Genomic DNA, 10,829 nt, shown 5'->3' with positions numbered 1-10,829 from the left:
CCGGCGCCGGCCGGCGGCGTGGTGCAGCGCGTCGACTGCCGCGGGCTCGGCCTGGCGGTGGTGGCGCTCGGCGGCGGCCGCACGCGCGCGGAAGACTCGATCGATTATTCGGTGGGCCTGTCGGATCTCGTCGAACTCGGGCAGCAGGTCGACGCGGGCGATCCGCTCGGCTACGTGCATGCGCGCGACCAAGCGGCCGCCGCGCGCGCGCTGGCCGAGGTGCAGCGCGCCTACACGCTCGGCGCCAGCGCCGAGCCGCTGCCGCCCACCATTCACCGGCTGGTCCGCTAAGTGACGCCGGGCAAGGAGCGAGCATCATGCGTGCGCTAGTTCTGGTTCTCGATTCGCTCGGCATCGGCGCGGCGCCCGATGCCGAACGCTTCGGCGACCAAGGTTCGAACACCTTCGGGCATATCGCCGAGCATTGTGCGGCCGGCCGCTGCGAGGGCGAGGCCGGCCGTGGCGGGCCGCTGCGCGTGCCGCATCTCGAGCAACTCGGCATCGGGCTGGCCGGCGCGCTGGCCGGCGGCGCGCTGCCGGCGGGCATGTCGTCGGCGCCGGCGCTGCTCGGTGCCTACGGCGCCGCGCGCGAGTGCTCCTCGGGCAAGGACACGCCGTCCGGCCACTGGGAGATGGCCGGCGTGCCGGTGCGCTTCGACTGGGGTTACTTCAGCGAACGCGAGGCCTCGTTCCCGCCGGCGCTGCTCGACGCGATCGTGCGGCGCGCCGGCCTGCCGGGCTACCTCGGCAACTGCCACGCCTCGGGCACCGACATCATCGCCTCGCTCGGTGCCGAGCACATCGCCACCGGCAAGCCGATCTTCTATACCTCGGCCGACTCGGTGTTCCAGATCGCCTGCCACGAAGGCAGCTTCGGCCTCGAGCGGCTCTATCGCCTCTGCGAGATCGCCCGCGAGGAGGTGGATGCCTACCACATCTGCCGCGTGATCGCGCGCCCCTTCGTTGGCGACGCGCCGGAAAACTTCGCGCGCACCGGCAATCGTCGCGACCTGGCGGTGCCGCCGCCGGCGCCCACCGTGCTCGACAAGCTCGCGCGCGCGGGCGGGCAGGTGATCGCGATCGGCAAGATCTCGGACATCTACGCCGGGATGGGCGTCACGCAAAAGATCAAGGCCAACGGCCTGGACGGCCTGTGGGACGCGACGCTGGCGGCCGCGCGCGAGGCACCCGACTTCAGCCTGGTGATGACGAACTTCGTCGACTTCGACCAGAACTTCGGGCACCGGCGCAAGGTGGCAGGTTATGCGGCGGCGCTCGAGTATTTCGACTCGCGGCTGCCGGAGCTGTACCCGCTGCTGCGCGAGGACGACGTGCTGATCCTGTCGGCCGACCACGGCTGCGACCCGACCTGGCCCGGCACCGATCACACGCGCGAGCACGTGCCGGTGCTGGTGTATGGAAAGCAGGTGGCGCCCGGCAGCCTCGGCGTGCGCGACAGCTTCGCCGACATCGGCCAGAGTCTCGCGTCGTGGTTCGGGCTGGACGCGTTCGAGGACGGCAAGTCTTTCCTGGCCGCGCCGCGAGCGGCGGGTGCCACGGCGCGATAGGCAGCTTATCGACAACACGAGGACATCGACATGGAACGGGATACATTGGTCGAACAGGCGAAGCTCGCGCGCGAGCGCGCCTATGCGCCGTATTCGAACTTCAAGGTGGGCGCCGCGCTGCAAACGCGCGACGGCGCGGTTTTTCACGGCTGCAACGTCGAGAACGGCTCGTACGGCCTCTGCAATTGCGCGGAACGCACGGCGCTGTTCGCCGCGATCGCGGCCGGCCATCGCCCGGGCGATTTCGTGCGGCTGGCGGTGACGGGCGACACCGACGGGCCGATCGCGCCCTGCGGTGCCTGCCGCCAGGTGATCCACGAGCTGGGCGGGGCGGACCTGGAAGTGGTGCTGAGCAACCTGAAGGGGCAGACGCAGGTGACCACGGCCGATGCCCTGTTGCCGGGAGCCTTCCGGCTCTGAGGATCGAGGCGGGCGCTATCGTTCGAGAATGCGCTGCAGCAGCGTGGCCAGGCGCGCCATGTCCTGCGCCTCGAAGCCCGCGAACAGCCGCTCATGCGCCTCGCGGAACGCCGCCGGTGCGCCGGCGGCCACCGCCCGCCCGCGCGCCGTCGGCACCAGCTCGACGACGCGTCGATCGATCGTGCCGCGTCGGCGTTGCAGGAAACCGTCGCGCACCAGCCGATCGACCATGCAGGTGATGGCCTTGGGATCAACCTCGCATTGACGCGAGATGTCGGCGGCGCGGGCCAGCTCGGGCTGCCCGACCAGGTACAGCACGCGAGCCTGCTGCGCCGTCACCTGCAGGGCGTCCTGCGTGCATCGCGTGATGGCCTGGTGCAAGGCCAGGTCGGCACGCAGCAGCAGGCGGCCGAAGGCATGCGCCTCGTCGCTCGCGCGCGAGCCGATCGCGGTTCGAGGGGCGCGTGCCATCGCGAGTGCCGTGAACGCGCTCGCGACTCAATCCGCCGCCTCGAACGGGCGCAGCAGCAGGAAGGCGAGATCGACGACATGCTCGGCGCTCTGGCGCGGCGCGATGCTCGCCTGTTCCGCCAGGCTGCGAATGAAGAAGCCCATCAGGCTGGCGTGCGTGAAGGCCGCCAGTTGCGCGATATCCGCGTTGTCGGCGAGCTGTCCCTGCGCATGCGCATCGGCCAGCGCATCGACGATGCGCTGCTCGGCGGCGCGGCGCCCCATATGCACCTTCTCCCAGAACTCCCGGGTCTCCTCCGATACTTCGCAGCGCGAATGGACGATGCTGTAGACGCGCCGCGCCACACCATTCGACAACACCAGCGCGAGATGGCGGACCAGGGCTGCCCGCAGTTGTTCGAGCGGGTCCGGCTCCGGCGCGTGCCAGGCGATCAGGAAGGGATCGACGGGCAGCCCCGCATGCTCGAGCATGGCCTCGAACAAGGCGGACTTGTTCCTGAAGTGCCCGTAGACGGCGCCGCGCGTGACGCCCGCCACGCCGGCGATATCGGCCAGCGAGGTATGCGACAGGCCTTGCCGCAGGAAGGCCTGGACCGCGGAGTCGAGGATCCTGGCACGCGTGTGCATGGCCTGCTCCTGCGTACGCCTCATCGAAGGCTCCCGGTTGTGCGATGACGATCTGAGCGTGACGGCCTGGCACGACGCTCGCGGCCGAGGTCCGGCCGCCGCCGCGCGCAGGGCTGACGGATCGCATCCGGCTGGCCGATACGGCCGCCCCGATCCGGCGCTCACAATCTAGCCAGCTTCCACGCACCGGGCTAGTGCCCGAATCCGGGGGATTGACCTCCATGCCGCGCAGTAATGTTTTCGACAGCCGCGCTTCGGTTTGTCGACAGCCGCGCGGCAAGGTCCAGGGCAACCTGCTGCTGGGTCGTCCTGAGCTTGTCCTGGATGTAGTCGACGAACAGCGTGGTGACGCGCCGGATGTACCGATGGCTGGGAAAAACGGCGCAGAGCTGGATGCTCGCCGACCGATGGTCGTCGAGGAGCGCGACCAGGCTTCCGGCATCGATGTCGGCTTGCGTGAAGACCTCGGGAAGCAGGGCGATACCGAGCCCGTCGATGGCGGTCTTGCGGACCAGGTTGGGCGAACTGCTGAGAAAGCGGCCGCCCACCTCGACACGCGTGACGCCCTCGGGGCCGCTCAGGGACCAGACCTGGGTGCCCGGCTTGCGCGACAGCAGCAGGCAATCGTGCCGAGCCAGGTCCTCGGGCTTGCGCGGCACCCCGCGCGCGGCCAGGTAGGCCGGGGCGGCGACCAGCCGGCGCGGCGTCGAGGTGAGGACCCGGCGCACGTCGTTCTCCTCCAGCAGGGAATCGGGCCGCAGCGCCACGTCGACGGCGTGCGTGACCAGGTCGGCGCGCGCGTCGTCGATCAGGAATTCCAGGTTGACCTGCGGATAGGTCGCCAGGAATTCGGTGATCCAGGCCACCGGGAAGATGTGGAAGAAATCGCCGGGCAGCGCGACGCGCAAGGGGCCGACCGGCGCCGCGTGGATATCGCTGGCCTCCTGGCTGGCCTGCACGATGTCGGCGACGTTCTGCGCGCATTGATCGTAGAAGGACTGGCCGACCGCGGTGAGCGTCAGCTTGCGCGTGGTGCGCAGGATCAGCGGGCTTTTCATCTTGCTTTCAAGCGCCTGGATATGCCGGCTGATGGTGTTCGCGGGCATGCCGAGACGGCGCGCGGCTTCGGCGAAGCTGCCGGCTCGTATCACTTCGACGAACAGGTAGATCTCGTTGAGGTCGATCATCGATTCCTCTCAATTTCGGACGACATCAATGCGAATAGCTCGTCTAGTGGGGTCAAAAAAAACGCTCTAAGCTGCGAGCCAGACAAGTTGATTAGACCACTATTCCCGGCTCGCCATCGCCCGATGCGAGGGCTTTTCGCGTGGCGCGGCGAGCTTCCTCATTTCTGGCGATTACGACGCGTGAGCCGGGAAACCAGGACAGGACGAGCCGCATGGCCCCAGCAGATCGACAAGACACGGATTCCGGCAAGCATGCATCGCTTAGCGATCCGAAAGTTTCTGTAATGGAAGCACGACGCGCGACGCGCTGGCTGGCGACGGCTGCCGTGGCCGTCGCGCTGAGCGCCTGCGCGGTGGGGCCGGACTACCGGAAGCCGACCATGGACCTGCCGCTCGCCTTCAAGGAAGGGGCCAACTGGCAGCGCGCCGAGGCGAACCCGCAAGCCTCGCTGTCGAGCAGTTGGTGGCTCGATTATCACGACGCCACGCTGACCGGCCTGATCGAGCGCTCGCAGCGGGCCAACCAGTCGATCGCGCAGGCCGAGGCGGCCTACCGGCTCGCGCTGGCGACGGTGATGGCCGACCGCGCCAGCCTGTTCCCGACGGTGGGCGCGAACCTCTCGGGCACCCGCTCCGGCAGCGGGGCGAACGCGGCATCGAGCGGCAGTTCGCAGGCGGGCGTGAGCAACCTGGCTTCCACTTCGCTGACGGCGAGCTGGGAGCTCGATCTATGGGGCAGCGTGCGCCGCCAGATCGAGTCGAGCAAGGCCAGCGCGCAGGCCAGCGACGCGCAACTGGCGGGCGAGCGCCTGTCGATCGCGGCCAGCCTGGCCATCGATTACCTGGAGCTGCGCCAGGCCGACATGGATATCGACCTGCTGACCCAGCAGCGCCGCATCGACGAACGGATCCTCGAGATGACGCGCCGCGGTTTCGCGCTCGGCACCTCGTCCAACGACGACGTGCTCAACGCGCAGGACACGCTCGAACTGGTGATCGCCTCGCTGCAGTCGACGCGGATCACGCGCGAACAGGACGAGCACGCGATCGCGGTGCTGGTCGGCGTGGCGCCCGGCGGCTTCTCGATCGAGCCCAGGCCCGACTATGCATTCGCGCTGCCGGCGGTGCCGCTGGCCCTGCCGTCGCAACTGCTGGAACGACGCTACGACGTCGTCAGCGCGGAGCGCACCGCGGCGGCGGCCAACGCCAAGATAGGTGTGGCCGAGGCGGCCTTTTTCCCGACGCTCACGCTCTCGGCCGAGGGCGGCTTCCAGCACAACACGCTGGCCAACCTGTTCACGGTGCCGAGCCGCTTCTGGACCCTGGGCCCCACGCTGGCCGCGACGATCTTCGACGGCGGCGCGCGCACGGCCGCCGTGCGCGAGGCGCGCGCGACCTATGACGAGGATGTCGCCAGCTATCGCCAGACGGTGCTGGGCGCGTTCCAGAACGTCGAGGACAGCCTGTCCTCGCTGAACCACCTGCAGGACCAGGCCCGTTCGTACGCGGGCATCTACCGCCGCAACCAGCAGTTGTTCGACAGCGCGAGCGCGCAGCAGCGCATCGGCACGGCCAGCGAGCAGGACCTGCTGACCCAGCAGCTCACGCTGATCCAGGCGCGGCAGAACCTGGAGGACACGCGTGCCTTGCTGTCGCAAAGCAGCGTCAGCCTGATCCGCAACCTCGGCGGCGGCTGGCAATGGGACGACGCGCACGAAACGGACGACGCGCACGGCATGCAACTGGGTTCGTCGACGCGCCCCAAGCCGGCGGGTGCCGCCTCGACCGGCCTCGAATGAGCGGCGGCGCGGGGCGCGCAGTCGACCGATCCGCTCGCGAGCCCGACTCCCGCGCTTTCTCCATCCGGCGGCGACGGCTTCATCGCGCCGCGCGGGTTTTCCATTTCACGAATTCGGTGTGGTGTGACATGAATCGATCTTTCCTGGGTGCATCGCTGCTGTCCACGGGTTTGCTGGCGCTGGCCGGATGCGGCAAGAGCGGGCCGCCGCCCGCGCCGCCGCCGGTGGTGGCCACCGTCACGGCGCAGCCGCGGGACGTGCCCTTGACGCGCGACCTGGTGGGCCGCCTGTCGGCCTATTACAGCGCGAACGTGACGGCCCGCGTGTCGGGCGTGCTGCTCAAGCGCAGCTATGCCGAGGGCAGCGAGGTGAAGGCCGGGCAGACGCTGTTCGAGATCGACCCGAGCTACTACAAGACCGTGCTCGACAACAGCCTCGCCACGCTGGCGGAGGACCAGGCGACCTACGTCAACGATCGCATCACGGCCGAGCGCGACCATCAGCTGCTGCCGGTCGGATCGGTGTCGCAACAGACCGTCGACAACGCCGATGCGGCCGAGCGCAGCGCGGCCGCCAAGGTGCAGGCGGACCGGGCCTCGGTGGAAAGCGCCCGCGTGAACCTGGGCTACACCAAGGTCACCTCGCCGATCACCGGCATCGCGGGCGAGCAGCAGGTGACCGCCGGCACCGTGGTGGGCAGCGGCGTGTCCGACGCCGGCGCGAGCGGCACGCTGCTGGCCACCGTGCAGCAGATCGATCCGCTCTACGTCAACTTCACCCTCAGCGCGGCCGACCTGGTGACGCTGCGCCAGGCGCAGGGCGCGGGCCACGTCGCGCTCGCGGGGCAGGCCGACACCGCCGTCAGCGTCACGCTGCCGAACGGCAGCACCTACGAGCAGGCGGGCGCGCTCGACTTCTCCGATGCCCAGGTGAACGCGACCACCGGCGCGGTCAACCTGCGCGCGCGCATCCCGAACCCGCAGCACCAGTTGCTGCCCGGCATGTTCGTCACCCTGAAGGCCGACTTCGGCCGCCGCAACGGCGTGTTCCTGATCCCGCAGCAGGCGATCCAGCGCGACGTGGTGGGTGCCTACGCGATGGTGGTGGCCGGCGGCAAGGCGCAGCGCCGCAACGTGGAGGCGAGCGCCAGCTATGGCAACGACTGGATCGTCACCAGCGGGCTGGCTGCCGGCGACGAGGTGATCGTCACCGGCCTGCAGGGCGCGCGCGAGGGCGTGACCGTCAAGGCCGGCCCCTGGCAGGCGCCGGCCGCGGCCCAGGGCGCCGCATCCGCGCCGCACGCCGGCCAGGCATCCTGAGGAGAACGATCCATGCCGCGCTTCTTTATCGATCGTCCCGTGTTCGCCTGGGTGATCCCGATCCTGATCTGCCTGATCGGCACCATCTCGCTGCTGAAGATGGGTATCGACTCCTATCCCGACATCGCGCCGCCGCAGGTGACGGTGACCGCCACCTATCCCGGCGCGAATGCCGCCACGCTCGAATCCACCGTCACCCAGGTGATCGAGCAGCAGCTCACCGGCATCGACAACCTGCTGTATTTCAGCTCGGCGTCGAACGGCAACGGCCAGGCCACCATCACGCTGAGCTTCGCCACCGGCACCAATGCCGACATCGCCGAGGTGCAGGTGCAGAACAAGGTCGCGCTCGCCGAGCCGCTGCTGCCCACCGAGGTGACGCAGCAGGGCCTGCAGGTGGCCAAGGCGAGCCCGGACATCCTGATGTTCCTGAGTCTGCAATCGAGCAACCCCGACATCGACGCGGCCCGCCTGAGCGACGTGATCGCCTCGCAGATCCAGCCGGTGATCGCGCGTATCAACGGGGTGGGCAATACCTTCATGCTCGGCGCCGAGTACGCGATGCGCATCTGGCTCGACCCGGACAAGCTGCAGGCCTATGGGCTGTCGACCACCCAGGTGCAGAACGCGGTCAGCGCGCAGAACGCGCAGTTCGCGACCGGTTCGGTGGGCGCCGACCCGGCCGTCAAGGGGCAGACGTTCACCGCGACGGTGTCGGGCGACACGCTGTTCTCCTCGCTGCAGCAGTTCCGCGACATCATCCTGCTGTCGAAGAACGATGGCACGGTGGTGCGCCTGGGCGACGTGGCGCGCATCACCTTCGGCGCGCAGACCTATGGCACCTCGGCCATCTACCAGGGCAAGCCGGCGGGCGGCCTGGGCATCTACCTGCTGCCCGGCGCCAACGCGCTGGCGGTGGCCAAGGCGGTCAAGGCCGAGATGGCGGTGCTCGCCAAGGACCTGCCCAACGGCGTCACCTGGGACGTGCCCTACGACACCACGCCCTTCATCACGGCCTCGATCCTCGACGTGGTCAAGACCCTGGTGGAAGCGATCGTGCTGGTGTTCTTCGTGATGCTGATCTTCCTGCAGAACATCCGCGCCACCATCATCCCGACCCTGGTGATCCCGGTGGCGCTGCTGGGCACCTTCATCGGCCTGTCGGCCCTGCATTTCTCGATCAACCAGCTGACCCTGTTCGGCATGGTGCTGGCGATCGGCATCGTGGTGGACGACGCGATCGTGGTGATCGAGAACGTCGAGCGCATCATGCGCGAGGAGGGGCTGGACCCACGCGCGGCCACCCGCAAGGCGATGGGGCAGATCACCGGCGCCATCATCGCGATCACCGTGGTGCTGGCCGCGGTGTTCGTGCCCTCGGCCCTGCAACCGGGCGCCACCGGCATCATCTACGCGCAGTTCGCGCTGACCATCGCCGTGTCGATGGCCTTCTCGGCCTTTCTCGCGATGTCGTTCACGCCCTCGCTGTGCGCCACCATCCTGAAGCATGACCGGCACGGCGAGCCGAACCTCGTGTTCCGCCGCTTCGAGTCGGGCTTCAACCGGCTCAGCGAGACCTACATCGGCCAGGTGGCGCGCGCGGTGCGCCATGTGCCGCGCTGGATGGTGGCCTTCGTCGCCGTCAGCGTGCTGGCCGGCTTCCTCTACACGCGGCTGCCGACCTCGTTCGTGCCCGACGAGGACCAGGGTTTCGTGCTCGCGCTGGTCAACTTGCCGCCCGGCTCGACGCTGCAGAACACCGACCGGGTCATGAAGGAGGTGCGCGAGCGGCTGAAGCACAGCGCGATCGGCAAGGATATCGACGACGTGTTCGGCATCGAGGGCTTCAGCTTCGTCGGCAGCAGCGAGAACGTCGGCATGGCCTTCATCAAGCTCACCGACTGGGGCCAGCGCTCGGAGACGGCCATGCAGCTGATCCCGAAGGCGAACGGGATCCTGCACGGCATCAACGACGCGCAGATCTTCGTGGTGAACCTGCCGACCATCCGCGGCCTGAGCCAGTTCGGCGGCGTCGACATGTACCTGCAGGCGCGCGCCGGGCAGTCCCGCGCGCAGCTCGGGCAGGCCGAGGGCATGCTGCTCGGCGCGGCCGCGAAGAGCGCGGTGCTGTACGGCATCCGGCCGAACTCGCTGCCCGAGGCGCCGCAGCTCAAGCTCTCGGTGGATCGTGTGCAGGCCGAATCGATGGGGCTGTCGCTGTCCGACGTCTACAGCACCATCCAGATGGAGCTGGCGCCGTTCTACGTGAACCAGTTCACCTACGCGGGCCGCGTCAAGCGCGTCTACCTGGAGGCGGATGCGCCGTTCCGCATGAGCCTCGATGCGCTGGGCCATTTCTACACGCCGACCAATGCGAGCGCCTCCACCACCAGCGGCAGCACCACCTCGGCCTCGGCCTCGAGTTCGGGCACGGTCGGCACCTCCACCGCGCCGGTCGATCCGTCCTCCAGCAACGCGGCGATCAGCCCGTACAACATGGTGCCGCTGTCGAGCGTGATCCACTCGGGCTGGAGCGTCGGCCCGCAGGCGCTGCCGCGCTACAACGGCTATTCCGCGGTCGAGATCGTCGGCAACGCCGCGCCGGGCTATTCGACCGGCCAGGCCATGCAGGCGCTGCAGCAGATCGTCGACAAGTCCCTGCCGCCGGGATTCGCGGCCGACTGGACCGGGCAGTCGTACCAGGAAATCATCGCCGGCGATTCGGCCACGCAGTTGATGCTGCTGTCGGTGGTGGTGGTGTTCCTGTGCCTGGCGGCGCTCTACGAGAGCTGGTCGGTGCCGGTCTCGGTGCTGCTGGTGGTGCCGCTCGGCCTGCTGGGGATGCTCTCGTTCTGCCTGCTGACGAATACGCCGAACGACATCTACTTCAAGATCGGCATGGTCACGGTGATCGGGCTGGCCGCGAAGAACGCGATCCTGATCGTGGAATTCGCGATCGAGGGGCAGGCCGAAGGCCTGACGCTGTACGACGCGGTGCTGCGCGCCGCGCGATTGCGGCTGCGGCCGATCCTGATGACCTCGATGGCCTTCATCCTCGGCGTGCTGCCGCTGGTGCTGTCCAGCGGGGCGGGCTCGACCTCGCGGCACGAGATCGGCATCGGCGTGATCGGCGGGATGCTGTTCGCCACGGCGCTGGGCGTGCTGCTGATCCCGGTGTTCTACGTGGCGGTGCGCCGGATGCTGGGCGACAAGCTCGACGAGGTGACCCACAAGCTGCGCCGGCCGGACCCGGCGGATGGGGCCGAGGCCCGTTCCTGAGCGAGCCGCTTGCGATGCATTCCGGGACGATTCGCTTCATCGTCGACGGGATGCATCGCATCGATCTGGTTTTATGCTGGAGCCATGAAGCCGATCTGAATTGGTTAATAGAAAATATAGTAAATAAGTGATCTGAAAAATAAATAAAATAAAATCCTG

Annotated in this window: 8 protein-coding genes and 1 pseudogene; 6 read left to right on the top strand and 3 right to left on the bottom strand. The window is 68.5% G+C overall.

Annotation, left to right across the window (positions count from 1 at the left end; genetic code table 11):
• The 3 genes and pseudogenes from F3J18_RS19315 to F3J18_RS19305 form a co-directional block, all read left to right on the top strand.
• Window positions 1–291: pseudogene (locus tag F3J18_RS19315) on the top strand (thymidine phosphorylase); the annotation flags it as partial.
• 26 nt (window positions 292–317) lie between these two features.
• The gene (locus F3J18_RS19310) at window positions 318–1,568 is read left to right on the top strand and encodes a phosphopentomutase (protein ID WP_205195488.1); all 1,251 of its coding nucleotides are present in this window, start codon (window positions 318–320) and stop codon (window positions 1,566–1,568) included.
• Between the two features lie 30 nt (window positions 1,569–1,598).
• A complete protein-coding gene (locus F3J18_RS19305; RefSeq protein WP_025099585.1) occupies window positions 1,599–1,988 on the top strand; it encodes a cytidine deaminase in 390 nt (129 codons plus the stop codon).
• A 15-nt stretch (window positions 1,989–2,003) separates the two neighbouring features.
• Here the strand turns inward: F3J18_RS19305 and F3J18_RS19300 are convergent, their stop codons facing one another.
• The 3 genes from F3J18_RS19300 to F3J18_RS19290 all read right to left on the bottom strand — a co-directional run bounded on the left by F3J18_RS19300 (window position 2,004) and on the right by F3J18_RS19290 (window position 4,273).
• Window positions 2,004–2,459 (bottom strand): MarR family transcriptional regulator, encoded by a 456-nt coding sequence (locus tag F3J18_RS19300; RefSeq protein ID WP_166913666.1) that lies wholly within the window; start codon window positions 2,457–2,459, stop codon window positions 2,004–2,006.
• A 27-nt stretch (window positions 2,460–2,486) separates the two neighbouring features.
• A complete protein-coding gene (locus tag F3J18_RS19295) occupies window positions 2,487–3,110 on the bottom strand; it encodes a TetR family transcriptional regulator (protein WP_126241315.1) in 624 nt (207 codons plus the stop codon).
• Between the two features lie 167 nt (window positions 3,111–3,277).
• Window positions 3,278–4,273, bottom strand: a complete 996-nt coding sequence (locus F3J18_RS19290) for a LysR family transcriptional regulator (protein WP_166913665.1) — start codon at window positions 4,271–4,273, stop codon at window positions 3,278–3,280.
• 284 nt (window positions 4,274–4,557) lie between these two features.
• On the opposite strand from F3J18_RS19290, the gene F3J18_RS19285 reads away from it, so the two are divergent.
• The 3 genes from F3J18_RS19285 (at window position 4,558) to F3J18_RS19275 (ending at window position 10,670) form a co-directional block, all read left to right on the top strand.
• Window positions 4,558–6,072 carry an efflux transporter outer membrane subunit gene (locus tag F3J18_RS19285; RefSeq protein ID WP_166913664.1) on the top strand — a complete coding sequence of 505 codons (1,515 nt, stop codon included), beginning with the start codon at window positions 4,558–4,560 and terminating at the stop codon, window positions 6,070–6,072.
• 128 nt (window positions 6,073–6,200) lie between these two features.
• Complete coding sequence (locus F3J18_RS19280) at window positions 6,201–7,391, top strand: efflux RND transporter periplasmic adaptor subunit (RefSeq protein WP_036037811.1); 1,191 nt, start codon at window positions 6,201–6,203, stop codon at window positions 7,389–7,391.
• Window positions 7,392–7,403: 12 nt separating this feature from the next.
• A complete protein-coding gene (locus F3J18_RS19275) occupies window positions 7,404–10,670 on the top strand; it encodes an efflux RND transporter permease subunit (protein ID WP_166913663.1) in 3,267 nt (1,088 codons plus the stop codon).
• Window positions 10,671–10,829 lie beyond the last annotated feature (159 nt).

Origin of the sequence: Burkholderia sp. Ax-1720 (genome assembly GCF_011753035.1) — a bacterium.
Taxonomy (GTDB): domain Bacteria; phylum Pseudomonadota; class Gammaproteobacteria; order Burkholderiales; family Burkholderiaceae; genus Burkholderia; species Burkholderia gladioli.
Note: the sequence above shows the minus strand (reverse complement) of the source record. Positions and strands in the feature narration are given on the sequence as shown.

What these genes read in the sequence shown, in the direction of transcription:
- F3J18_RS19310 (WP_205195488.1), top strand. Translation starts at nt 318, where the DNA reads ATGCGTGCGCTAGTTCTGGTTCTCGATTCGCTCGGCATCGGCGCGGCG.
- F3J18_RS19305 (WP_025099585.1), top strand. Translation starts at nt 1,599, where the DNA reads ATGGAACGGGATACATTGGTCGAACAGGCGAAGCTCGCGCGCGAGCGC.
- F3J18_RS19300 (WP_166913666.1), bottom strand. Translation starts at nt 2,459, where the DNA reads ATGGCACGCGCCCCTCGAACCGCGATCGGCTCGCGCGCGAGCGACGAG.
- F3J18_RS19295 (WP_126241315.1), bottom strand. Translation starts at nt 3,110, where the DNA reads ATGAGGCGTACGCAGGAGCAGGCCATGCACACGCGTGCCAGGATCCTC.
- F3J18_RS19290 (WP_166913665.1), bottom strand. Translation starts at nt 4,273, where the DNA reads ATGATCGACCTCAACGAGATCTACCTGTTCGTCGAAGTGATACGAGCC.
- F3J18_RS19285 (WP_166913664.1), top strand. Translation starts at nt 4,558, where the DNA reads ATGGAAGCACGACGCGCGACGCGCTGGCTGGCGACGGCTGCCGTGGCC.
- F3J18_RS19280 (WP_036037811.1), top strand. Translation starts at nt 6,201, where the DNA reads ATGAATCGATCTTTCCTGGGTGCATCGCTGCTGTCCACGGGTTTGCTG.
- F3J18_RS19275 (WP_166913663.1), top strand. Translation starts at nt 7,404, where the DNA reads ATGCCGCGCTTCTTTATCGATCGTCCCGTGTTCGCCTGGGTGATCCCG.